The organism is Leptolyngbya sp. BC1307 (genome assembly GCF_002286735.1).
Lineage (GTDB): Bacteria > Cyanobacteriota > Cyanobacteriia > Phormidesmidales > Phormidesmidaceae > Phormidesmis.
On record NZ_NRTA01000021.1, the window covers coordinates 48,996 to 72,020 of the forward strand.

The window sequence follows — 23,025 nt, forward strand, 5'->3', positions numbered from 1 at the left end:
GGTAAAAATCTGGCGGGTCAAGTGTCGCTTGCAGCGGCTGATTTTGTAAGCCTGTTTTGGCGTAACGGCAGGGCAGGCGTTACGCCTGTTCTGCCCTTATCAGCGGCGACTCAGCTAAAGACGACAAAGTTGAGCTTAGCGATAGTTCGCTGTGGAGCCAGTCGTATAGTGACGAGAGTTTTTGTGAAAAGGCTTCGTAGTTATGGTCTTTAGAAATGTAGGCTTGGGCCGCTGTGCCCAATTTTTGCCGCAGTTCAGGGTGAGCAATCAGATGCAGCATACCGGCAGCGAAAGCCTCAGCCTCAGGCTCAGCTAGCCAGGCTATCTGCTCATTGAGAACCTGAGTATGGGTAGTCAGATTAGTCGCTAGCAACGCCTTGCCGCTATCTAGATAGGAGTAAAGCTTCATCGGCGTATTGTTACCCTGAATGCGGGGGGAGACCACGATATCGGCCTGCGCTAAATACTGATTGAGCAGCTGAATAGGCCGAGGGCCAATGAAGTGAACATTGGCATCGATCTCGTACTGAGTAGCCTGCGCCTGATATCGAGCGATATCAGGCGCATTGCCGCCCACAACGACTAAGTGGGCAGTCGGGGCATCCTGTAAAACTTTAGCAAAGCTCGCGAGCAGCAAGTCGATCCCCTGATATCGCTCTAAATTACCCACATACATGAGCAATGAGCCTTCGATATAAAATCGTTCTTTGAGGCGCTCTTTAGAGGTTGTTTCAGGACGCTGCAGGGTGGTTTTCATAGCTTTACGCAGTAATGGCTTTACGCAGTAGTAGAATCGGCGTGGTAGTTGAGGAGCGAAATGTCGGGAATAACGACAACTTTATTCGGTTTATGCTGCTGCACTTCGAGCGCGAGCGACTGGCAGACCGCGATGACCGCTTTGGCATTATGAACAGCAAAGCCTTCACAGGGTTGCAAGATCGCCTTCAAGAATTCCAGCCGAGGATATTTATCAAAGATCTGTTGGACTAATGAAGAATCCATGTCGTAGATATAGGGAATGCCAAACAGCTTTTTGATAATCAGCGCGATGAAAACAGCTTCTTCGCCAGCATGAATGAGATCGTAGCGATTGCTTTTGGCGAGCCTGATAGCCTGAAACAGTAAAAACAGATCGCAGACTACTTTTTTCCAGGAAAAGCCCGGGCGGATATTCTGAATGAACTTGAAAGCAGGCGTGCGGTAAAGCGTCACGTTGGGATAGTGAACATCGCTGCCTTCTGGAAACGCAATCACGTCTATGGTTTCGCCCCGCTCAGAGAGCACCTTCAGAACCAGGTCTGCTGCGATCGGTGTGCCTCTGGCTTGATAGAAAGGATGGGGAGCCAACATTAGAATGTTCATATCGCGTTAACTGATAATTTTTTGTTGCCAAGATCACAGCTAAGTCGATTCACAGAGCTGAGTCAGGTGTCAGATCACGGACGCACCTTAATAGACCGAGCACGTCTAGTCAGATCCACTTGGTTAGCCGCGCTTAAGTACACATATAAACGATGGTGGCTGGCAAAAATCAGAAAATCCGCTGGGTTTATGCAATGTTTATTCTTGCTACTCGTTGTTTAAACTAGTCATAAATACTGAGCCTGACTCCATCCGCTGCGCTAGCTAGCAAGTATTATTTGTCTAACGGCAGGCTGCGGGACAGCTGACTGCATAGGCTGACTGCATAGAATTGTCTAGACTGACAAGCAGTCCCTCCTCCTTTTTAAGCTATGAACCGGGTTCGGCCTGATCATCTATCGTCTGTCGACACTACTCCTTTGGGCGCGGCTAGAAACCACTATCGGGAGGCTACTCAGGCTTGCGTGGTCACAGCTGGACAGATGCAGCAGATAGAGCAGCGGATATTTGAGGCTGGTATGCCAGTAGAGGCGCTGATGGAGAAGGTCTCTGGACAAATTGCCCGCTGGTTTGTCGCCCGCTATAAAACGCTGTGGAACCTCGCTGCTGGCCCAATTGGTATCCTCGCTGGCCCTGGCCATAATGGGGGCGATGCGCTGGTTGTGGCTCGCGAGCTGTACCATGCTGGCTACGATATACGGATCTATCAGCCATTTCCTCGGTGTAAGCCGCTGACACAGCAGCATAGCCGATACGCCAAAAGCCTGAACATTCCCTTCGTCGATTCGCCGCAGGATTTGGCAGACTGCGCAGCAATTGTAGACGGCTGGTTTGGCTTTGGTCTGACGCGCCCGATTACCGGCCAGCTAGCGACCGATATTGGGCTGATCAATCAGCAGCAGACGCCTGTTTTTAGCATTGATTTGCCCTCTGGCATCCATACCGATACCGGTCAGGTGATGGGAGCGGCGCTCAAGGCTGACTATACGGCCTGTTTGGGCCTGTGGAAGCGGGCTTTTATGCAGGAAAACGCGCTTGCCTATTTGGGTGATTGTGAGCTGATAGATTTTGATATTCCCCTGGCTGACGTGACGGCAGTGCTGGGCGAGGTGCCGGCGGTGCAGCGAATTACCCGGCCTGGCGCGATCGCTCACCTACCGCTCAACCGCTCACTGACAGCGCACAAGTACAAGGCCGGTCATCTGCTGCTGATTGCTGGCTCTCGTCAATATGCCGGTGCTGCTTTGCTAACGGGGCTAGGAGCGATCGCCAGCGGCGTTGGTATGCTCACCCTAGCTGTGCCCGAGTCGATTCGGCTGGCCCTACTGCCACAGCTACCGGGCGCTCTGCTGATAGGTTGCCCAGAAACGCCATCCGGGGCGATCGCTCATCTTCCTGACTCGTTAGACCTGGAGAAGTATGACGCGATCGCCTTTGGGCCGGGGCTGACCACCGCTGTACCCAGTTTGCTTCAGTCCATCTTTACTACCGGCTGTCCCCTGCTGCTCGATGCCGATGGACTCAATTTGCTGGCCAAAGGCGACCCGATCCAGCAGCTTCAGTCGCGATCTGCCCCTACCGTGCTCACGCCCCACATCGGCGAGTTTAAGCGGCTCTTTCCCGACATCTACCGACAGACCCAAGATCAGGATCCTGGTGAAAGTGCCCTGCAAGCTGCCGCTGCTAGTAGCGCTATTGTTTTACTGAAAGGGCCAAGAAGTGCGATCGCCGCTCCCTGCCCATCGGCTCGCCTATGGTTTAACCCTGACAGCACGTCAGCGCTGGCCCGAGGCGGCAGTGGCGATGTGCTCACCGGGCTCATTGGCGGTCTGATGGCAGCAGCAGCAGCAGCGGCTAGTCCAGATCCGACAGCTATCACGCAAGCCGTCCTCAGCGCTGTTTGGTGGCATTCTCAGGCGGCGATCTACGCTAGCGGGCAGCGTACCTTACTTGGAGTCGATCCGCTGCACCTGACCCAGGCGTTAGATCCGGCTTTACAAGCGGCTATCAGCTCCGGCGTGAGGTGAAGCAATAGGTAAGCAGGGGACAAAGCATGTTCATCCCAATGTTTTTTCAATAGACTGCATGGCTGACCTGCCTAGTTGGGTCTGGTATAGAGCGATCGCATAGCTGAACTAGAGTGAACCGTAGATGAAGATTTTACTGCCTGCGCCAGATCTAATTTGGCATGAAGCTTGCGTGAAGATGATGTGGCTAGTAAAAACCCCTAGAGCCCTTAGTGATACTTTAGTTGCACGGTGGTACATTTACCCAGCGAGCGATAAATATGAATTTTAGTACGAAGCGTAGAAACCTGCACCTCAGGGAATTTCGAGCTGCAAATATGTATCCATACATCAGTGCGCTTCGTCCTCATCACTGGACGAAGAACCTAATTATTTTTGCTGCGCCGCTGTTCAATTTTAGTTTTAACATAGCAACTGTTCTTAACAGTTTATTTGCATTCTGTTTGTTTTGTTGTATCTCAAGCAGCTTTTATCTACTCAACGATATTGCTGATATTGAGTCTGATCGGCGTCATCCGGTCAAGTGCGAGCGACCCATTGCCGCTGGCAAAGTGCCAATTTCGGCAGCGGCGGGAATGTCGTTGTCTTTGCTCGGTGGGTCTATTGGCTTAGGGCTGTATCACTCTTTCTCTTTGGGGCTGACACTAATTTGCTATGCCCTTTTGCAGCTAGCTTACAATCTCAAGTTAAAGCGAGTCGTACTACTGGATATCATTGTAATTGCCAGTGGCTTTGTGATTCGAGCCTGTGCGGGTGCAGTGGCGACAAGGGTTGATTTGTCGGTGTGGTTTTTAGTCTGTACTGCCATGCTGGCGCTGTTTCTCGCGATTGAAAAGCGTAAGGCTGAATTGCGGCGGGGGGGTAGCACGCGATCAGTGCTCAAACGCTATTCTCCGTCTTTGCTGCTGCGTTTAGAGAATGTCGCAACGACGGGAACGCTGATGAGTTATGCCCTGTGGAGCGCGGGACTGGGCTTAGAAGGGGCAACAACGCCCTGGATGATGCTGACGTTCCCATTCGTTTTATACGGCGTGTTTCGCTATCAGCTGCTGAGTGATCCGCACGGTCAGCCCGGCGATCAGCAAGAAATGGCTAAGGAGAGAACCGAGCGCCCAGAAGGTGTGCTCTTGACAGACAAGCCTTTGCTACTGACTGTCTTTATTTGGGGCCTAGTCGCGTTTTCTATTCTGTGGCTTGAGCATCAGGGCTTAATTCAATAATTCGAGCGCCGCTCTCTCGAATGATGCTCACTGGACTAATAGATATGAAAAGATGTCACATCCGATCTTTATAGGGCTGATTTTAGTAACGGTTGGATTAAATACGCTTGCTCAAGTGTTGTTTAAGTCGGGTGCCGGCGATAGTTTGCTAAACGTATATCTGTTGGGTGGTGTAGCTGCATATGGTCTGAGTACGCTTGTCTATATCTCAATTTTGGGCAAGCTCAACTTGTCGGTGGCTTATCCAGTGGTGATTGGCCTGACGGTGGTGTCAACAACTATTATGGGAGCGGTCGTGCTGGGAGAAAAAGTCTCTTCTATCAACTGGGCGGGGATAGGTCTGATGATTAGCGGTCTGTTTGCAGTGGCTTACGGCCGCACGCTGTAGATTTTACCGTTAGGCTAACTGAGCATTGACGCTGCGGGAGTAGGATTTGCTGTATTGGGAGCGCAAAGGGTCAACTTTATGATGCCTGACTTTTTAAGTATAGTGAGCTTAAAACGTTTGACTAATCTGGCGTGGGGCGCTCGCCTGAACCTCTTTATCGGTCTCATACTTGCCATCATCGCCAGCGTTATCGCCTATTACTGCGCCGAGCTGATTGGCCCAGAGCTGTTCGCCATTGGCCCTTACGGTGACACCTGGTTTGATTCTGATGTCGCGGCTTATTATAAGACTATCGCTAATCATCAAGATTCCACTTTGCACAAGCGGACTTACAAGCATCCGCTACTCTCACTGGCGTTTTGCCTGCCTATCTATCTACTGCAAGCAATCCATGTGCCGTCTTTGGTGGCTGTGCGGATAGTGATAGCTGGTATCGCTGCGGTTTGGCTAGTAAGTCTTTTTGGCTGTCTCCGGCTGATGGGCTGCCGCCTGCTAGAAGCAGTTTTGCTCAGCTTATTGGGATTGCTCAGCGCGGCAGGACTTTTCTGGCTGACGGTTTTAGAGTCTTTTGGACTGGGTTCGATTGGCCTGATTTGGGCCTTGGCGCTGGTCGCGCTGGCAGAAACGCGGCGGTTGGCTGGGGGCTGGGGGGTGGTAATTAGCCTGGCGACGCTGAGCATTACGGTGACCAACTGGATTTTTGGTCTGGTGGCTGTGGCCTTAGCCTATACCTGGAAGCAGATGATTTGGGTAAATGGCGTTGCTTTGCTGATCTTTGGGGTGCTGGTGGGCGCGCAGCAGCGGCTGTTTGGAAGCGCGTTGCCGCTGTCTATTCCCACTAAAGAGCTGAGGTATTTCCTGTCTGCTGAGGCGGGCGGCCCTTGGAATGTGATTCGGGCTTTTGTTTGCCATACTATAGTGATGCCTGCTATCCAGGTGATTCAGCATCCGCGCACGGGTTTGCCGATGATGACGGTTCAGTTCTCTGCGCCGGGAGCGGGGCATGGGTGGGGGGCGATCGCCGTAGGTCTCTGGTTAGGTCTAGTCACGCTGGGTCTGTGGCAGCTATTCACGCTGAAAGCCCATAGGCAATTACGGCTAATGATAGGCATCTCACTGCTCGGGCAGCTAGGGCTGCATTTGGTCTATACCGGGCGAGAAACCTTTCTCTATTCGCTACATTTTCTACCTTTTTGGCTAGGTCTGGTCGCGTTGGGCGGACTAGATACGAAACACTATCTCCGGCGACGTTTGTTTATTACCCTCCTGATCGCACTTTTGATCACAGGGGGGATCAACAATCTGACTCAGTTCGCTGAGGCAAGAGCGTTTTATCACGGCGCTTATCCGGTTGACATAGAGACAGAACCCAAGGCCTGATGCAGCTCGATTTGCCTTGAAGGCTTCAAGTTTGAGCAAGACTGATATGTGGAGACGTTTGGGAATCGCATGGTTCGTTTGTCGCTGACCCCAAAGAGTGTAATTGACTACTGGCAGCAGCTAACGCCTCTGACTAAGGGGCTGCTGATTTTATTGGCTGTCAATACGATAGTTGTTTTACCCTCCGTTCTTGTATCGCTGAGCGATCGCTACATTTTTGACCTAGCGGTCAGACCCAGAGAGATGCCGCAGTACCATCTGCTGAAATTTCTCACAGTGCAGCAAGATCTGGACTCGTGGGAGCCGATGTGGCAAGCGTTTGAGCAGCTCAAAGCCGCGCCTAAAGAGCCGCTGTATGCCGAAATATTTTTCGATCAGCACACCAAGTTTCAGTATCCGCTGACCTCTTTACTGCTGTTCTATGCGCTGCAAGCTGTGTTAGCGCCGTTCACTTCTCACTATCCTCAGGCTCTATATGCTGTACTGGCGATCGCCTCCTGGATCTCTTTTGTCGGTCTACTCGTTGTTTCAGTCAACATCTTCAATACCGCTTGTCAGCAAACAAACGCAATACGCCCTCAAAATTCTGAACAAATTCTCAGAACTGTTCTTTTAGTATTGCTCGGGTTGAGCTTTTACCCGGCAATTCGTGCCTATAGCTTGGGTCAGATTCAGGCATGGATCAATCTGCTGTTCGCCGTTATGCTGTGGTGCTGGATGCGCGAGAAGCAACAGATTGCCGGTGTGTTAGGGGGGCTAGTCTGTCTGGTCAAGCCTCAGTATGCGGTGATTTTGCTGTGGGGGCTGCTGCGCCGACGCTGGCGATTTGCGATCGCCTTTTTTGCGGTGACGGCTGCGGGCTGGCTGGTCGCCTGCATCATGTTTGGCGTTGCTAATAATCTGGACTATTTACAGGTGCTCTCTTTTATCTCAAAACGGGGAGAGGCTTATTTTCCGAATCAGTCGGTCAACGGTTTATTGAATCGTTTGCTATTTAATGGTAGCAACTTAACCTGGACAGCCGATGCCTTTGCGCCCTTTAGCCCCTGGGTTTATATCGGGACGTTGGCCAGCTCAGTACTACTGCTAATCGGTGCGCTGCGACCGGCTAGAAATCGGCGATCGCGCGGCCATACGGTCGATTTTGTCTTGGTATCGCTGACGGCGACAATGGCATCTCCGGTGGCTTGGGAGCATCACTACGGCATTTTGCTACCAATCTATGCGCTGCTGCTGCCTCAGCTTTGCCAGTATCGGATCTGGGGTGTGCTGACGCTACCCCTGCTAGGGCTGAGCTACATCTTAGCTAGCAACTATTTCTACATTACCAAAAAGTTTGCGGCTCTGCCGCTGCTGAATATTGCGCAGTCTTATCTATTTTTTGGGGCGCTAATCGTATTGCTGATCCTTTATCGGCTGCGCGATCGCGTCACTTCTCAACCGCCTGACCAGCCGGATCAAGTCCCCATAACCGAACGGTCGTGATGCCATCAAAGCCTGAGCGATCGCTTACCATAGCCGTCTTTGACTTTGACGGCACCCTGACGCGATGCGATTCATTTTTTCCTTTCTTATGGGCACTCGTAGGCCGCTGGCGGTTTTTTTGGGGAGTCGTCCGCTTGAGTCCGATACTCGCGGGATACAGCCTCAAGCTCATTCCCAACTGGCGAGCCAAAGAATCAATGCTCACCTATTTTCTAGCGGGCAAGTCAGCGTCTCAGCTAGCTGCCTTTAGCCAGCGCTTCGCAGACGATGTCTTACCTAAGCTCCTGCGGCCAGAGGCGATCGCGCGCCTGAGATGGCATCAGCAACAGGGGCATCGCACCATTGTAGTCAGCGCCTCTTTGGAAATTTACCTGCGGCCCTGGGCGACACGAATGGACATCGATCAGGTCATCGGCACTCGACTGGAGAGCCACCGTGACCGTTTGACCGGGCGCATTTTAGGCAAAAACTGCTACGGCCCTGAAAAAGTCAGCCGCTTACAGTCTTTTGTGGGTCAGTCGCAGCCTGTGCTCTATGCCTACGGAGATAGTCGGGGCGACCATGAGCTGCTAGCCGCCGCTAAGTATCCTTACTACCGCAAGTTTCAGGACTAAACCGCTGAGTTAGGGACTATCAGGACTCAAATCAAATCCGCAAATTAGTGGTCGCGCGGTATGCTTGTAGTTTGAGCCGGGTCAAGCTTTTGAGATTATTGCCTGTAACCGCCCGTGTTCACTGCTGACAATTTTCTGAATGAATGCTACTGCAAGAGTGCTTTTGATATCAGTTCGTTAACCTATCAAAGCGATAAACTACAAGCGCGATCAACTGATGGCTGCTACTGTACTTTTGCAAATCGAGCGCTTTTTCAAGCTTACCCGTCCGCAACTGCCGATCCACCTCCCTACCTATGCATCCAGATTTTTTGCTTTGACATCAACTTTTTCTAACCTTTTACGCCTTCTAACTTTCTGTGCCTTAGGTCACCGCGTTCTAGTCTACACAACGCGCCTTTTCTAAGGCTATCAATCCGGTAGCCGTACCACAGTCCTCATCGGCTACCCGCTCCACTGCTTTTTTCGCTCCACTGCTTTTTTCATAGTCGGAATCTGGTCACGGTTGGCCGCTGTATTCCGCTGCTTAGCTCTCAGGTAATTTTAATATGTCTGCTACTGTGCCATCTTTCAAAGATCTCGCGCTCACTGATCCCGTTCTCAGAGCGCTGGATGACGTAGGCTACGAAACCCCTACGCCTATTCAAGCCCAGACCATTCCGCCGCTAATCGAGGGGCGAGATATCATTGGCCAAGCTCAGACCGGTACTGGAAAGACAGCGGCCTTTGCTCTACCGGTGCTCTCACACATCGACACTCACAACAATCGACCTCAGGCACTGGTACTAGCCCCCACCCGTGAGCTAGCGCTACAGGTCGCTGAAGCCTTTCAGGGCTACGGCAAGCATCTAGACGGGTTTCATGTACTGCCAATCTACGGCGGTCAAAGCTACCAGATTCAGCTCAAGCAGCTCCGCCGGGCCGCTCATGTCGTGGTTGGCACGCCAGGCCGGGTGATTGACCACATCAAGCGCGGTACCCTCGACCTAACACATCTCAAGTTTTTGGTGCTAGATGAAGCCGACGAAATGCTGCGCATGGGCTTTATTGACGATGTGGAGTGGGTAATCGGCCAAACTCCCAAAGACCGGCAGGTTGCCCTCTTTTCAGCAACTATGCCGCAGGCGATTCGCAAAATTGCCCAGCAGCATCTCAGCGATCCTGTCGAAATTTCGATTCAAACCAAGTCTAAAACTGCCGATACAATCCGTCAGCGCTTTTGGACGGTGAGCGGCTACCACAAGCTCGACGCTCTCACGCGCATCTTAGAAGTCGAAGCCTTTGACGGCATGATCGTCTTTGTCCGCACCAAAGTCGCTACCGTAGAGCTTTCTGAAAAGCTAGAGGCCCGGGGATACAATGCCGCACCGCTCAGTGGTGATGTGCCTCAAAACCAGCGCGAGCGCACCGTAGACCGTCTGAAAAAAGGCAAGCTAGATATTCTGGTCGCAACTGACGTAGCAGCCAGGGGTCTGGACGTAGACCGCATTAGCCACGTCATTAACTACGACATGCCCTACGACCCCGAAGCCTACGTCCACCGGATTGGACGAACGGGCCGGGCCGGACGCAAGGGCGAGGCAATTTTATTTGTTACCCCTCGGGAGAAGCGGCTGCTAAGCGCTATTGAGCGCTCTACCAAGCAAAAAATTGATCGGATGGAGATGCCTTCGACTGAGGAGGTGAACGACCAGCGAATTGCCCGCTTTAAGCAGCAGATCAGCGACAAGCTAGCAGAAGAAGACTCTGACTTTTTTGTGCGCGTCTTGGAGCAGTATGAACAAGAGCACAACGTGCCAGCGCTAGAAATCGCGGGCGCACTCGCTAATTTGCTACAGGGCGATGAGCCGCTGCTAATCAAAGAGCAGACGCCTCAGCGTCAGAATCGAGAGGATCGAGGCCGTGACGATGTCAAAATTGATGGCATTGGGATGGAGCGCTTTCGGGTAGAGGTAGGCCGAAATCACCAGGTGAAGCCCGGGCACATTGTGGGGGCGATCGCTAACGAAACCGGCCTGGCCAACCGTCACATTGGTCGCATCACCATCAACGACGACCACAGCACCGTAGACCTGCCAGTCGGCATTCCCAAAGAAACCTTTGACCTGCTCAAGCGAGTGTCGGTACTCGGCCACCCGATGAACATCTCTAGCCTGGGCAAAACCCGCGATGACGATAACTGGCAAGAAGGCCGGGCCAACAAGCGACGGCGGCGAACCGGCGCAAGTGGCCCGACTTTGAAGAAGAAGCGACGGAAGGATAAGCCGAATGTTTAGGCTCTAGAATCCCGCTTCCCGAAAAGACTGGTACGCCTTCTCCGGATGATACAGATGGCACTCAGTCGCGATGGACTTCATCAGCGCCCAGCTAAATTTGCGCTCGACTACATGCTCGCCCCAGTTTTCTTTGAGGTTGGCGTGGGCCGAGCGTAAGTTGTAAGAGGGGATGCCCGTTGAGACGTGGTGCGGTACGTGGACGTTGATATCGTGGCAGAGAATCTCGATCCAGCGGGGATACGTGCAGTGAACGGTACCGGCTAGCTGCGCGTCTCCGGCACTCCACTGAGCAGCCGGCTGAAAGGAAATCTCAGGAATGGTGTGATGCACGATGGTGAAGGTGCTCATCCAGAAGTGATAGACCATCCAGGGCATCAGCCAGAACTTGATCACGCCCCAGAAGCCAGTGGTGGCAATTAATGTGGGGAAGAAGATGATCGCAAAGACGATAACGACAACCATTGAGAAGAGGGCTTTGGCGCGATCGCGTCGCTTGAAATTCCGCAGGTCAAAGTGCAGCGCCGCCCAGTGGCCGATTGAGCCTAGCCACCAGAAGTAGCCCCGCGCAATTTTGTAGATGGTTTGCATGGCCGGATGCGCCCGCTCAAAATCTTCGGCGTACCAGGGGTCCCAGGCGTTGTCTTCTTCAATTTTGTTGGTGTGCAGATGGTGATGGTCGTGCAGCAATCGCCAGGGATGAAAGGGATAAATCAGCGGTAGAAAAGCAATATGTCCGACCAGATCGTTTACCCAACGCCGCTTAGCAAAGGAGCGATGGCCCGCATCGTGGCCGATGACAAAGAAGCCAGTCAGCGCTGTCCCGGTAAAAAACCAGGAGAAGGGCAGTAAAAATGAGGGTAAAAGGCAGATAGCACAGTAGCCAGCGATGACTGCTGAGACGCTTACCAGCACGGCCTGCCATGCTTTTGCCGAATTTTTCTCAAAACAAGCCTTAGGTAGGCTTCTGATAATTTCTTTTAGCTGCAGTACCTCTTGAGGCAGTGGGTCAGCAGCAATAAACCTTTCTGTCGTAGCAGTCAAAAGTCAATACTCCGTTAGAAATCAAGCAAAAGCGTCTCCGTTTATAGAAAATGCACATTGAACGAAAACGCTTTAAAAGTCTTAACACTTATAACATTTTGAGGGTAGGCAACCGTTGGTCAAGCTGACTGATATTGCGGTTTTTTGAGATTAGATTTCCAGTGCTGGCCTTTTGACGGTGGCGGCTTGGCATCGGTCAGCAGACTGCTCACTCCTACCTTTTTGACCTACGATAAAGATTCCTGCCTTATTTACCGCGCCCATGAGCCTGATTACTTTTCAATCTGTCCATAAAGACTTTGGCATCAAAGAAGTGCTGCGTGACGGCTCCTTCAGCATTGAGCCCGATGACAAGGTCGGCGTGATTGGGGTAAATGGCTCGGGCAAGTCTACCCTGCTAAAGATGATGGGTGGCTTGGAGCCCATCGACAGCGGTCAGCGCTTAACCAAATCTGGGTCACGATTGGTTTACTTGCCCCAGCAGCCTGATATTAACGAAGACCTGACGGTGCTCGATCAGGTGTTTGCCGACTGCGGCGAGCAGATGCAGCTAGTACGTGAGTACGAAGACCTCTCTCATAAAATGTCTCATGCCCAGGGCCAGGAACTCAACCAGCTGATGAACCGGCTGGCAGTGGTCGGCGAAAAAATGGAGACGGCGGGCGCTTGGGACCTGGAGACCGACGCCAAGATTATTCTCAGTAAGCTGGGCATTGAAGACTTTGAAGCGCGAGTGGGCGATCTCTCGGGGGGCTATCGCAAGCGAATTGCCCTGGCAACGGCGCTGATGAGCGACCCCGACCTGCTGCTGATGGACGAGCCGACTAACCACCTGGACGCGGGGTCAGTGGAATGGCTGCAAGACTACCTGAGTCAGTTTCGCGGCGCGCTGGTGCTGATTACCCACGATCGCTACTTCCTCGATCAGGTGACTAACCGCATTATCGAAATTGACCGGGCGGATCTGTATACCTACGCGGGTAACTACGCTTACTACCTGGAGAAAAAAGCTGATCAGGAGACGTCAGCAGCGAGTTCTCAGCAAAAGTTTAAAGGGATCTTGCGGCGAGAGCTGGCCTGGCTGAGACAGGGACCAAAGGCGCGAAGCACGAAGCAAAATGCGCGCATTGGCCGAATTGAAGAGATGAAGGAGACTCAGTTTAAGGAGACCCAGGGCAGGGTAGAGATTGATACGCCCGGGCGACGGATTGGCAAAAAGGTAATCGAGCTACACGGGGTGAGTAAGGCTTATGGCGATCGCACCTTAATCAAAGACTTCACTTACGAATTTACGGGCAGTGATCGCATCGGCATCATCGGCGGCAATGGCGCAGGCAAAACCACGCTGGTAGACATCATCACCGGGCGGTTAGCGCCCGACAGCGGCACTGTAGACATTGGCTCCACTATTCACATCGGCTACTTTGACCAGCATTCTGAAGCTCTGCTCGAAGCGCTCAACGAAGACCTGCGAGTCATGGACTACCTCAAAGAAGAGGGTGCCTTTGTCACCACTGCCGACGGCAGCCAGATCAGCGTTTCTCAAATGCTAGAGCGCTTTCTCTTTACCAGCAATCAGCAGTACACGCCCATTCACAAGCTCTCAGGTGGTGAAAAGCGTCGCTTGTTCTTACTGCGCGTCTTGCTCAGTGCGCCCAACGTGCTCATCCTCGACGAGCCCACCAACGATCTCGATGTGCAAACGCTGACCGTGTTAGAAGACTACTTAGAGGATTTTAACGGCTGTGTGCTTACTGTCTCGCATGATCGCTATTTTTTAGATCGCACGGTACGGAACATCTTTGCACTAGAGCCCGGCGGCAATATTCGCCGCTATCCTGGCAGCTACTCAGTTTATCTGGAGACCAAGAAAAAAGAAGAATCGGCTGAGAAGGCAGTTCAGAAGTCAGCTCAGCAAAAGTCAGCTCAGCAAGTGAAAACAGAGAGCCCAACTGAAGCTAAGCCGAGCATCAGCTCTCCCTCAAAGAAAGTCTCTAATCGAGAGAAGAGAGAGTACGAAACGCTAGAAAACAAAATTCCTAAGCTAGAGGCGAAGAAGGCTAAGCTAGAGAAGCTGCTGTATCCTGAGCCTCCCAGTGACTATGGCGAGTTGCAGAAGCTGTCTGAGGAGATTGCGTCGATCGCAGCCGAAATTGACTCTGCTACCGAACGCTGGATGGAGCTAGCCGAACTTATTTCTTAAGCACTCAAATATTTTAAAGAACTAGCTGAAAACCTGATGTTGCAATGGGCAAAGTGACTCGCGGTTGCCGAATACATCCGGGAGTCGCTATAAGCTCAAGGGCTTGCTGCCGCATGGTTTTAGCAACTCAGGCTTAGCTCGACCAGGAAAGGCCACTGCTAATTCGCTCAAGTTGACCGTTTTCCTGCGAAATAGGGCCATGATAAAATATGAAACCCCCTCCCTGTATCTTGCGCAAGCTTTTGTCCTGTACTCTTTGTCCTGTACTGAGAAAAGCTAGTAGTTTTTCTGATTGCTAGATTTGAAGCGACCGACCTCAAAGCTGCGCTTTTTAGCGTGTTTGGTTTTGCGATCGCTCACCCGCTTGCGCCACATCCTGAAGCTAGAAGCCTTCATATGGCGTCGCATCACGGCAATCACGTCTTTCTCCTTCAGGCCAAACTGTGTCTCAATGGCTTCAAAAGGGGTTCTGTCTTCCCAGGCCATTTCGATGACGCGATTGATGGTTTCTCCATTTAGCTGATCAGGCTTCATAGTTGCTCTGGGCTTTCTTTAGGGCTTTCTTTAGGACTTTCTTATGACACTGTCGTTTTTTAGTGTATCGAGCGATCGCTGTATCGACATCGATACTCAGGCGTAGATGACGTTTACCAATAGCGTTAGGCGGACGCATGGCTTACCCGGTAAAATAAGCAGACACCTTGGGAAGCAGTGGGTTTCATGTCAGATGTATTAGTGATTGGGGCGGGGCCAGCAGGGCTGTCGCTGGCAGCGGCGCTAGGGCAGCGGGGATTGAAGGTGGCAGGGCTAACAGCAACTGACCCGGCAAAGCCCTGGCCAAACACTTACGGTATCTGGGCAGATGAATTAGAAGCGCTGGGGATGAGCGAATTTTTGGGGCATCGCTGGCAAAATACGGTGGCGCATATGGGCCAGGGGCCCCTGCCGCTACGGCGAGACTATGGGTTGATTGACCGGGAGAAGCTGCAAGGTCATTGGTTATCCCAGAGCCAGGGGCACGGCATTGTCTGGCATCACGGCAAGGTCGCGGGGGTATCGCATTCATCTCGGCGCTCTGAGGTGACCGATAAATCCGGAAAAACCTATAGCGCTCGGCTAGTGATTGACGCCAGCGGTCACAATCCGGCGCTGGTGAAGCGGCCAGTCGTAACAAAGCCGATCGCGTATCAGGCGGCTTATGGCATCGTGGGGCGGTTTTCTGCGCCGCCGATTTCGCCGGGGCAGATGGTGCTAATGGATTATCGGGATGACTATCTGCCTGCGCCAGAGCGTGCGCTGCCGCCTACCTTTCTATACGCAATGGATTTAGGAGACGACGTTTATTTTATTGAAGAAACGTCTTTGGCCCATGCGCCTGCCATTGGTTTTGATACGCTAGAGCGGCGGCTACATCAGCGGTTGGCTCATCGTGGGGTGACGGTGACGGATACTTTTCACACTGAGCGCTGTCTGTTTCCGATGAATATGCCTATTCCTGATTTGAATCAGTCGGTAGTGGGCTTTGGCGGGGCAGCGAGTATGGTGCATCCGGCGACTGGCTATATGTTAGGGGCGATGCTGCGGCGTGGGCCTGATTTGGCGCGGGCGATCGCTCTCGCATTAGAAGCCCCAAACACCTCTCCGGAGCAGGTTGCCCAGACAGCCTGGCAAGCCCTCTGGCCGGTCGAACGACTGCGCAAGCACTACCTCTATACGTTTGGCCTGGAGAATCTAATGGCCTTTGACACTCGCAATTTGCAGCAGTTTTTGACGGCCTTTTTTGAATTGGACAAGCCTCAGTGGTCGGGCTTTTTGGCAGATACCATGGCCCTGCCAGAAATCGTGCAGGCGATGCTAGGGCTGTTTGGCCAAACCTCTAACTCCGTGCGCTGGGGACTGATGAGTTCGGTGGTGAGCCACGGGAATCTGCTGCGCCGGACGCTGACGCCTTAGTGCTATGGCTGTGCTAGCTAATGAAATCAGTCTGTTTGGTCATCGCTTACGGCTGTTGGATGACAGGGCGCTGTATTTGCCTGACGTAGAGGCGCTGCTGGTCTCTGATGTGCATTTGGGCAAGGCGGAGACGTTTCAGTCATTGGGCATTCCGGTTTCTAGCGCGGTGAATACAGAGAATTTGGATCGGCTGCGATCGCTTCTTACCCAGACCCGAGCCAATCAGCTGTTCATTCTCGGAGATCTGTTTCATTCCAGGCGATCGCTCGTCCCCGAAGTTCTGATCAGCTGGGATAATTTCCTCAAAGAAACCGGCGTAGAAACGTCTCTCATCGTAGGCAATCACGACCGTCGATTGGTCTCGTCGCTGCCGCCTCTCACGATGGATTACCAGACAGATGCGGCCAGGTTGGGGCCTTTTTTACTGAGCCATGAACCGGAGATAAAGCACGACGCAGCGCTGAATATCTGCGGACATATCCATCCGGTGATGAGGTTGCGATCGCGCACAGACAGCCTTCGCCTGCCCTGCTTTTTCATCGAGCATGACCAAAAGCGGCTTACGCTACCCTCCTTTGGTGAATTTACTGGCGGCTATGAAGTAGAGCTAGTGAGCAATACCTGCGCTTATGTCGTGTGTGAGGGAGAGGCAATTGTCTTTGGAGGGCAGTGCTAACTACGAATAGCGAATACGCGGATCGAGCACGCCGTAGAGTACATCTGCTATCAAATTAAACATCACGATCAAAATGGCATAAATGAAAGTAATTGCCATCACAACGGGCGTATCGCTGCGGGTGATGGAATCAATTAGCAGTGAGCCAATCCCCGGCACGCGAAACACTTGCTCGGTCACTAGCGCGCCCGTGAAGACAGTGGGAATATCCAATGCGATCAGCGTGACGACTGGAATTAAGGCATTGCGCAAAACGTGACGAACCATCACTTCCCAACCGCTGAGCCCTTTAGCGTAGGCTGTACGTACATAGTCCATAGTCAGCTGTTCAATCACAGCAGCGCGGATATAGCGCATGAGTACGGCGGTCTGAAATAGGGCCAGTACGGCAACAGGCATGATGGACTGTTTTACTTGAGCGAGCAAGCTGCTAAAGCTGTTGACCGTTAAATTACTGTCATAAATAAAGGGAAGCCAGCCTAGCCACACGCTAAAGATAATAATGAAAATTAGGCCGGTAAAAAAGGGAGGAATGGAGAAGCCCGCAAAGGCAAAAGTGGTGGCAAGCTGATCTAGCCAGGTGTAGCGCTTGAGGGCGGAGAGAATGCCCAGCGGAAAGGCTAACGCGACTGAAACCAAATAGGCCAGCCCAACGACCCACAGCGTAACAGGCAAGCGCTGCCAGATCAGAGCGCTCACCGGAACCGGACTAACAAACGAATAGCCCATGTTGCCCGTGAGAAAGGCCCCGGCCCATTTCACATAGCGGATGTAGATGGGCTGATCGAGCCCTAAGCTACGGCGGATATTTTCTCTGACTTCGGCAGTAATAGAGGGGCTGTTGGCAAGTTCTCCGAGCGGATCACCGGGGGCCAAGGCTAGCACCAGATAAATCACCATGCTAATCGCGATTAGAGTAGGAATGGCAATGAGTATTCGCTTTAAGAGGTATTTGCCCATGCCCTACTGAAGGCCCCAGTCGTTGATTTTCCAGGTGCTAGCAGCCCATGGGGTGAATTCTAAATTGGTGAGGGAAGTAGCGATCGCATAAGGGTCACTCCGGCGCACCAGCGGAATCAGCGCGACATCGTCAATCAACAGATCGTTCATTTCAATAAATAGGGCCTTGCGCTTGTCTGGGTCAATCTCCTGTTTGAGTTCTTCTAAGAGCGCATCATATTCAGGATTGCAGTAGCGAGAAGAGTTCTCCTTGGCCCACTGATTTTCCTTCTGCGAGATTTGGCTACACGCATACAGTTCCATATAGGAATCGGGTTCAGGCGTTTCACTATCAAAGGCAAAGAGCTGCAAATCTGAGTTAAACCGATTGACCGAGTCGGGGTTGGCCGGATCGCCAAAATACACACCCGACTCTACGCTCTTTAGCTCTACCGACATGCCGATAGATTCGAGATTTTGCTTGATAATCTCCTGGGTCTTTTGCCGTACCGGATTCACAGAGCTAGTAAAGAGAATCGTCATCTCGGTGCCATTTTTATCGCGCACGCCGTCACCGTTAGTATCTTGCCACCCGGCCTCATCTAACAGCGCCGCCGCTTTTTCCAAGTCAAACTCGTATTCGGTATTCGATGAAACGTACTTCTCTGGAGCGACAATAAAGTTGGTGGCGACCGTACCTGCTTCGCCGTAAAGCTGCTGCGTAATTGTTTCGCGATCTATCGCCAGGCTAATCGCCTCGCGCACGGGCTTCTCTGAGAGAAAGGGATGGGGCGTATCCTTTTGCGAAGTCTCTCCATCGACTTCCTTATTCGGATCAGAGAAATTAATATATATTCTCTCCATCAGCGGCTTAAAGACGTAAGTCATTTCACCTTTGCCAGCCGCTTCCAGATTAGCGATGATATCTGGCTCCGCCTGAATATTCCAGGCGTAGTCAGCTTCACCCGTCTGCAGAACGGCCCTGGCTGCCGACACGGTATCCCCACCGCCTTTCAGCTCTATCGTACCAAAGGCGGGTGCCTCACCGCGAAAGTTAGGATTCGGCTCATAAATGATGGTGTCTCCGGGCTTAAATTCTTTGACCTGATAAGCATTGGTACCAATAGGAGAATTGTTGCCGGGAGCTGAGCGAGCTTGAGCGTTGTTGTAATCTGCGAAAATATGCTCGGGTAAAATCATGCCGCTGCCGCCGACAAAGGACGACATCACAGCCGGGGTAGGCTGCTTGAAGGTAACTTTGACAGTGAGGTCGTCTACGGCTTCGACGCTTTCGACTTCGCCATAAAATTCGGTAGAGGTGGTGGCAGCTTCGGGGTTGGTAATGAAATCGTAGGTAAATACAACGTCTTCGGCGGTGAAGGGCTCGCCATCTGACCAGAGCACGCCCGCTTTGAGCTTCCAGGTGACGGTGGTACTGTCTTCGCTGATGCCGCCGTTTTCTACGGTGGGAATTTCAGCGGCTAAAATCGGCTCCAGCGTTTCGTCCTCATTATAAACAGCGAGCGGCTCTAGCACTGGGCTAGCCGCTTCTCGGTCTTTGGTGCCGCTGGAGAGATGCGGGTTTAGCGTTGTGGGGGCTTGCCAGTAAAGCAGTTTGAGCGATTGAGAACCGGTCGCCGCCTCTGGATTAGCGGGTGCTTCGCTGTCAGGACCGCTTTCGGGGTTGCAAGCGGTGAGTAGCCCTGCCCCCAATAAGGATAAGGCCATTAAAGACAGGCACTGCTTAACAGATGTCTCTATACGCATACGGCTCGGTTCCCTTGGCGATCGCCAGTTCGAAACAGTTAAGGGAAACTATAGCGCGATTTGAAGATCAAGCTCTCTAGGAGCAATGGTCCGGACAGAATAATGAGCCTGTGGTAAGCGATGTCTTCCCTAGTGAAGATGCTCACGCTCAGGAACGGTCGTTATTGCCAGAGCAGCTAGAAACCGTCAAGGCTAATCAGGTGTGTAGATAGCGGACCGCAACTTTTTCACCTGCGCCGTGCTGCTTGACCTTGACCACCGTCAAGCCTATTTCATGATTGTGGTCAAGCTCTAATACCGCGATTGCCCGAGCCACGCCGACTGAGCGATCGCTCCGATAGGTTCGCAGGTTCCAAAAAAGCACAGACTGATTGCTATCTCGGCTGATCAGCGTTTTTCCAGAAGCGTCTAACGCGATCGCCTGTATAGAACCCATTTGACATCTTAGGAAGCGGCTGCAAGCCTTCTGACCATTAGCCTGACAAAGCAGAGGTCAGTTTTTGCCTTGGCGTTCGACAGCGTCCGCTCGAAGTTCTTAACCAGAATCTTGCAGCGCTCCATCCAGGCGTTTGAACGCTCAATCACCGATCTGGCGGCTACCGGCACAAAGCCGCTCTTCCCTTGCGCTGCTTGCTCTGCTTTCGATGGCTTCGGTGACAGCTCAAACCGGATCTTCTTCATGATCTTTGGATAGATCTGCACTAGCGCTTCAGTCAACTTGTCCGGATGATAGCCATGGTCTAGTAAAACAGTAATCTTAGGAATATTCACCGGCTTCGACTTGAAGTAGTCGATGTTGGCGCTGAGCAATTCTATCAGCCCCGCATCATCTGAAACATTCGCAGCCGGACAGTGCGTAAAGAACGGAAAGCCCAGCGTATCAACAGCTAGATGCTGTTTGATGCCATTCGTCGCCTTGTAGAAACAAAAGCCTTTGGAGTCCACGCCCGCGTTGTAGGTATTCTTTACCGCTTGCGAGTCAATCATCATCAGCGTCGTCCATTTGGGCTTTTTTTTAACCTGCTCGCGGACCTGTTCATGCAGCACCCGCATCAGCTCCTCAAACACACCGGCTGCCCGCCACTGTTTGTAGTGCCAGTATACGGTCGAGTAAGGCGGTAAGTCTTTAGGCAAATCCTGCCAGTTACAGCCGTTCTTCAGTTGATAGAGAATGCCGTCAACGATCTCCCGCTTTGTCCAAGCCGGAGGGCGAGTTTTCTTCTTCGGGGGTAGAATCTCAAGCAACAGCGGTTCAAAGATTTCCCATTCTTTATCGCTAAGACTGCTGGAATAAGCCATACTGACTGAACTAAAGTCTCTGAGCAACATTCGCTATTATTATAATAGATCTCAAATGGGCTCTATAGACCATCATTTTTCCTGGTTTCGTAGCCTTTATAGAGTTTTCGCAGTAAAAAGGATTTTTGCCATTACACACCGAATGAGCAGTTCCTCACTCAGGCACAGAAACCAAGGCCGAGACCTGATCGCCTAGCGGTAAAAAGTCTTTAGCGTTCAGCGTGATTAACCTGTCTACGTTTACTTTCAGGGCGGCCTGAGCAATGATCGCATCGTACATTTACCCCCAGCTAGTTTGAGTGAGGCTACTCTGGCGATCGCCTGCCGATAATCACTAGCCGAAAGTTCCACAGGCACCAAATACTCTAACAAATCTAAAATTATTGCTTTTGTACCCTCTGGCGAAACCCCAATCGGACTTGGTAAACGGGTTGCGACAGCATACAGTTCTGCCAAACTATGAGTTGATAGGTAACCTTGATAGGTAACCTTGATCATCTCCCCGTCTTGCTGTTTCGAGCTGAGGAAACGCGGCTGAATGTCTGTCGTGATTAACCAACAAGGCAGGAATCAGGACAGAAGTGTCGTACAGAACTTTCATAGCCCTAGCTTGTCAATCTGGCTTTGAATTCTTTCTTCTCTCATCTGCCTAATAAAGGCAGTCGTATCAAAATCACTAAGCGGCCCGGTTTCTGCAACCAAAATGCCATTCTTCCGGTACAGCCTTTCAGTCAAGGGGTTTTCTGCTGCCGACTCTACTGCCGACTCTACTGCCGACTCTGCTGCCGACTCTGCTGCCGACTCTGACTGGCCCCTCAATTTCTTCAAAGTTTCTAACAATGCTGAAATGATATCGTCTGGCGATGTTTGAATCGCTTGCATCAGTTCTTCTTTAGGCGTCATGGCTGAGTGACCAAAAGCTTCTATGAGTCATTTTACTGTAGGGGTGAAGCTGATTGCGGCTCGGGCAAGGCTCACAACGCATAATTAGCCGAAAAAATCGCTATTATTCTGGTTGAAGTAAGCGAGTGAATTGCAGCGCCGATGGCAGGACACAGCAAATGGGCGAATATTAAGCGGCAAAAGGCTCGGGTCGATGTGGTAAGAGGCAAGGTGTTTGCCAAGATCTCCCGCGAGATTATTGTGGCTGCTAAGCAGGGCGGCGGCGACCCCGATGGCAACTTTCAGCTACGCACAGCGATAGATAAGGCCAAGGCAGCAAGCTTCCCCAATGAGAATATTGACCGGGCGATCGCCAAAGGCTGCGGTCAGCTAGAAGGCGAAGGCGACTTTGAAGCCATTCGCTACGAAGGCTATGGCCCCGGCGGGGTGGCCGTGCTCATAGAGGCGCTCACAGACAATCGCAACCGAGCCGCTGCTGACCTGCGCTCTGCCTTTAACAAAAATGGCGGCAACCTCGGCGAAACCGGCTGCGTTGGCTGGATGTTTGACCAGAAAGGGGTGATTGCGATCACGGGTGAAATTGAAGAGGAAGCGCTGCTAGAAGACGCGCTAGAAGCAGGGGCAGAATCTTACGAACTGCTAGAAGAAATCGACGAAGACACTCCCGGCGCAGAAGTCTTTTGCGATGTTGCAGATTTAGAAAGCGTCAGCAGCGCCCTCAAGGAGAAAGATTACGACATCCGCGAAGTCGATCTGCGCTGGATTCCTGCTAATAACGTCAAGGTAGAAGACCCTGACCTGGCAGGCGCTTTGATTAAAATGATGGACGCTTTAGAAGACTCAGACGATGTGCAGTCGGTCACGGCCAACTTTGACCTGACAGAAGCAGCGATCGTGCAACTGACCTAGCATCTCCTAGCCCTCTAGAGGGGTACCAACTTAAGCCGGGAAAAGCTATGCGTGCAGGGGCTTGGGCTGATGTGCTTTAGCTGCCTTTCTGGGCAAAGGCAGCTCAGTATGATGGCTGAGTACCCACTCAAATAGGTCAGGAAACTGATGGCCAAATAAGCGTTGAGCAGCGGTGGAGCCATCAGCGCGTCTGAGGTCAAAGTTGTGAATCGTGGTCAGCGTCTTCAAAGACTGCTGCGAGAACCCGCGCGTAACATGGTGACGTTGAGAGAGATAGCCGTTTCTGCCTTCAACGGCAGAGGAGGTGCGTTGATACTTGGCACACATCCACCGACACCAGTGTCGCCAACGTGTTTGTTGCAGGTCGTCAATTTGGTCGGTATAGGGATGAGCGACGAGGGCCTCAAAGGCAACACTGGCGGCTGTTTTATACTGACGTTTGAGTTCAGGCTGGCGGGTCTTGTCGGCTTGCTGCGTCCAGTAGACCAGCCCTTTCAAGGTGATTTCTTGTCTTCTTTAGCTTTGGCCAAGAGGCGCGCGGTAGAGACATGCGGCTTGTCTTTCTGATATTTGGGCTTCGGTA

The 23,025-nt window shown here is 52.1% G+C and carries 22 protein-coding genes; 11 read left to right on the plus strand and 11 right to left on the minus strand.

From position 1 onward, the window contains the following. Positions 1-79 precede the first annotated feature (79 nt). Complete coding sequence (locus CKL79_RS12860) at positions 80-757, minus strand: glycosyltransferase family 4 protein (RefSeq protein WP_121969978.1); 678 nt, start codon at positions 755-757, stop codon at positions 80-82. Positions 758-777: 20 nt separating this feature from the next. Further along, on the minus strand, positions 778-1,362 hold the full coding sequence (locus tag CKL79_RS12865) for a glycosyltransferase family 4 protein (protein ID WP_121969979.1): 585 nt from the start codon (positions 1,360-1,362) through the stop codon (positions 778-780). A gap of 371 nt (positions 1,363-1,733) precedes the next feature. On the opposite strand from CKL79_RS12865, the gene CKL79_RS12870 reads away from it, so the two are divergent. The 7 genes from CKL79_RS12870 (at position 1,734) to CKL79_RS12905 (ending at position 10,752) form a co-directional block, all read left to right on the plus strand. Beyond that, complete coding sequence (locus tag CKL79_RS12870) at positions 1,734-3,389, plus strand: NAD(P)H-hydrate dehydratase (protein WP_121969980.1); 1,656 nt, start codon at positions 1,734-1,736, stop codon at positions 3,387-3,389. A 317-nt stretch (positions 3,390-3,706) separates the two neighbouring features. After that, positions 3,707-4,609, plus strand: coding sequence for a decaprenyl-phosphate phosphoribosyltransferase (locus CKL79_RS12875; RefSeq protein ID WP_240518844.1), 903 nt, complete (start codon positions 3,707-3,709; stop codon positions 4,607-4,609). A 52-nt stretch (positions 4,610-4,661) separates the two neighbouring features. Further along, on the plus strand, positions 4,662-4,997 hold the full coding sequence (locus tag CKL79_RS12880) for an SMR family transporter (RefSeq protein WP_121969982.1): 336 nt from the start codon (positions 4,662-4,664) through the stop codon (positions 4,995-4,997). 117 nt (positions 4,998-5,114) lie between these two features. Continuing rightward, positions 5,115-6,377, plus strand: a complete 1,263-nt coding sequence (locus CKL79_RS12885; protein WP_141242205.1) for a hypothetical protein — start codon at positions 5,115-5,117, stop codon at positions 6,375-6,377. A gap of 69 nt (positions 6,378-6,446) precedes the next feature. Continuing rightward, complete coding sequence (locus CKL79_RS12890) at positions 6,447-7,862, plus strand: glycosyltransferase family 87 protein (RefSeq protein WP_121969984.1); 1,416 nt, start codon at positions 6,447-6,449, stop codon at positions 7,860-7,862. Then, positions 7,862-8,476: an HAD-IB family hydrolase gene (locus CKL79_RS12895; RefSeq protein WP_121969985.1), complete on the plus strand. Its 615-nt coding sequence runs from the start codon at positions 7,862-7,864 to the stop codon at positions 8,474-8,476. Before CKL79_RS12890 ends, CKL79_RS12895 begins: the two co-directional genes overlap by 1 nt. A gap of 548 nt (positions 8,477-9,024) precedes the next feature. After that, positions 9,025-10,752, plus strand: a complete 1,728-nt coding sequence (locus tag CKL79_RS12905) for a DEAD/DEAH box helicase (RefSeq protein WP_121969987.1) — start codon at positions 9,025-9,027, stop codon at positions 10,750-10,752. Positions 10,753-10,755: 3 nt separating this feature from the next. Here CKL79_RS12905 and CKL79_RS12910 read toward each other — a convergent pair whose 3' ends face one another. Continuing rightward, positions 10,756-11,793, minus strand: coding sequence for a fatty acid desaturase (locus CKL79_RS12910; RefSeq protein ID WP_121969988.1), 1,038 nt, complete (start codon positions 11,791-11,793; stop codon positions 10,756-10,758). A gap of 262 nt (positions 11,794-12,055) precedes the next feature. Here CKL79_RS12910 and CKL79_RS12915 point away from each other — a divergent pair, with 262 nt between their 5' ends. Further along, on the plus strand, positions 12,056-13,996 hold the full coding sequence (locus tag CKL79_RS12915) for an ABC-F family ATP-binding cassette domain-containing protein (RefSeq protein WP_121969989.1): 1,941 nt from the start codon (positions 12,056-12,058) through the stop codon (positions 13,994-13,996). Positions 13,997-14,272: 276 nt separating this feature from the next. On the opposite strand, the gene CKL79_RS12920 is transcribed toward CKL79_RS12915, so the two are convergent. Then, the gene (locus CKL79_RS12920; protein WP_121969990.1) at positions 14,273-14,530 is read right to left on the minus strand and encodes a TIGR03643 family protein; all 258 of its coding nucleotides are present in this window, start codon (positions 14,528-14,530) and stop codon (positions 14,273-14,275) included. A gap of 186 nt (positions 14,531-14,716) precedes the next feature. Between CKL79_RS12920 and crtL the strand changes: the two genes are divergently transcribed. Beyond that, positions 14,717-15,949, plus strand: a complete 1,233-nt coding sequence (gene crtL, locus CKL79_RS12925) for a lycopene beta cyclase (protein ID WP_121969991.1) — start codon at positions 14,717-14,719, stop codon at positions 15,947-15,949. A 4-nt stretch (positions 15,950-15,953) separates the two neighbouring features. After that, positions 15,954-16,625, plus strand: a complete 672-nt coding sequence (gene pdeM, locus CKL79_RS12930) for a ligase-associated DNA damage response endonuclease PdeM (protein WP_121969992.1) — start codon at positions 15,954-15,956, stop codon at positions 16,623-16,625. On the opposite strand, the gene CKL79_RS12935 is transcribed toward pdeM, so the two are convergent. The 6 genes from CKL79_RS12935 to CKL79_RS12960 all read right to left on the minus strand — a co-directional run bounded on the left by CKL79_RS12935 (position 16,626) and on the right by CKL79_RS12960 (position 21,533). Beyond that, complete coding sequence (locus CKL79_RS12935; protein WP_121969993.1) at positions 16,626-17,585, minus strand: ABC transporter permease; 960 nt, start codon at positions 17,583-17,585, stop codon at positions 16,626-16,628. A 3-nt stretch (positions 17,586-17,588) separates the two neighbouring features. After that, positions 17,589-19,292, minus strand: coding sequence for a peptide ABC transporter substrate-binding protein (locus CKL79_RS12940; protein ID WP_205879081.1), 1,704 nt, complete (start codon positions 19,290-19,292; stop codon positions 17,589-17,591). Positions 19,293-19,527: 235 nt separating this feature from the next. After that, positions 19,528-19,767: a hypothetical protein gene (locus CKL79_RS12945; protein WP_121969995.1), complete on the minus strand. Its 240-nt coding sequence runs from the start codon at positions 19,765-19,767 to the stop codon at positions 19,528-19,530. An 8-nt stretch (positions 19,768-19,775) separates the two neighbouring features. Continuing rightward, entirely contained in the window at positions 19,776-20,660 is an 885-nt protein-coding gene (locus CKL79_RS12950) for an IS5 family transposase (protein WP_346427062.1), read from the minus strand. A gap of 124 nt (positions 20,661-20,784) precedes the next feature. Then, a complete protein-coding gene (locus CKL79_RS24200) occupies positions 20,785-20,910 on the minus strand; it encodes a hypothetical protein (protein ID WP_276300163.1) in 126 nt (41 codons plus the stop codon). Between the two features lie 317 nt (positions 20,911-21,227). Then, on the minus strand, positions 21,228-21,533 hold the full coding sequence (locus CKL79_RS12960; protein WP_121969997.1) for a hypothetical protein: 306 nt from the start codon (positions 21,531-21,533) through the stop codon (positions 21,228-21,230). 141 nt (positions 21,534-21,674) lie between these two features. Between CKL79_RS12960 and CKL79_RS12965 the strand changes: the two genes are divergently transcribed. Beyond that, on the plus strand, positions 21,675-22,442 hold the full coding sequence (locus CKL79_RS12965; RefSeq protein WP_121969998.1) for a YebC/PmpR family DNA-binding transcriptional regulator: 768 nt from the start codon (positions 21,675-21,677) through the stop codon (positions 22,440-22,442). Positions 22,443-22,487: 45 nt separating this feature from the next. Here CKL79_RS12965 and CKL79_RS23900 read toward each other — a convergent pair whose 3' ends face one another. Beyond that, complete coding sequence (locus CKL79_RS23900; RefSeq protein ID WP_240518846.1) at positions 22,488-22,940, minus strand: DUF6399 domain-containing protein; 453 nt, start codon at positions 22,938-22,940, stop codon at positions 22,488-22,490. Positions 22,941-23,025 lie beyond the last annotated feature (85 nt).

Excerpts from the sequence above, each read along its gene's own strand:
- CKL79_RS12860 (WP_121969978.1), bottom strand. The coding sequence starts at position 757 with ATGAAAACCACCCTGCAGCGTCCTGAAACAACCTCTAAAGAGCGCCTC.
- CKL79_RS12865 (WP_121969979.1), bottom strand. The coding sequence starts at position 1,362 with ATGAACATTCTAATGTTGGCTCCCCATCCTTTCTATCAAGCCAGAGGC.
- CKL79_RS12870 (WP_121969980.1), top strand. The coding sequence starts at position 1,734 with ATGAACCGGGTTCGGCCTGATCATCTATCGTCTGTCGACACTACTCCT.
- CKL79_RS12875 (WP_240518844.1), top strand. The coding sequence starts at position 3,707 with ATGTATCCATACATCAGTGCGCTTCGTCCTCATCACTGGACGAAGAAC.
- CKL79_RS12880 (WP_121969982.1), top strand. The coding sequence starts at position 4,662 with ATGTCACATCCGATCTTTATAGGGCTGATTTTAGTAACGGTTGGATTA.
- CKL79_RS12890 (WP_121969984.1), top strand. The coding sequence starts at position 6,447 with ATGGTTCGTTTGTCGCTGACCCCAAAGAGTGTAATTGACTACTGGCAG.
- CKL79_RS12895 (WP_121969985.1), top strand. The coding sequence starts at position 7,862 with ATGCCATCAAAGCCTGAGCGATCGCTTACCATAGCCGTCTTTGACTTT.
- CKL79_RS12905 (WP_121969987.1), top strand. The coding sequence starts at position 9,025 with ATGTCTGCTACTGTGCCATCTTTCAAAGATCTCGCGCTCACTGATCCC.
- CKL79_RS12915 (WP_121969989.1), top strand. The coding sequence starts at position 12,056 with ATGAGCCTGATTACTTTTCAATCTGTCCATAAAGACTTTGGCATCAAA.
- CKL79_RS12920 (WP_121969990.1), bottom strand. The coding sequence starts at position 14,530 with ATGAAGCCTGATCAGCTAAATGGAGAAACCATCAATCGCGTCATCGAA.
- crtL (WP_121969991.1), top strand. The coding sequence starts at position 14,717 with ATGTCAGATGTATTAGTGATTGGGGCGGGGCCAGCAGGGCTGTCGCTG.
- pdeM (WP_121969992.1), top strand. The coding sequence starts at position 15,954 with ATGGCTGTGCTAGCTAATGAAATCAGTCTGTTTGGTCATCGCTTACGG.
- CKL79_RS12935 (WP_121969993.1), bottom strand. The coding sequence starts at position 17,585 with ATGGGCAAATACCTCTTAAAGCGAATACTCATTGCCATTCCTACTCTA.
- CKL79_RS12940 (WP_205879081.1), bottom strand. The coding sequence starts at position 19,292 with ATGGCCTTATCCTTATTGGGGGCAGGGCTACTCACCGCTTGCAACCCC.
- CKL79_RS12945 (WP_121969995.1), bottom strand. The coding sequence starts at position 19,767 with ATGGGTTCTATACAGGCGATCGCGTTAGACGCTTCTGGAAAAACGCTG.
- CKL79_RS12950 (WP_346427062.1), bottom strand. The coding sequence starts at position 20,660 with ATGTTGCTCAGAGACTTTAGTTCAGTCAGTATGGCTTATTCCAGCAGT.
- CKL79_RS24200 (WP_276300163.1), bottom strand. The coding sequence starts at position 20,910 with ATGTACGATGCGATCATTGCTCAGGCCGCCCTGAAAGTAAACGTAGAC.
- CKL79_RS12960 (WP_121969997.1), bottom strand. The coding sequence starts at position 21,533 with ATGACGCCTAAAGAAGAACTGATGCAAGCGATTCAAACATCGCCAGAC.
- CKL79_RS12965 (WP_121969998.1), top strand. The coding sequence starts at position 21,675 with ATGGCAGGACACAGCAAATGGGCGAATATTAAGCGGCAAAAGGCTCGG.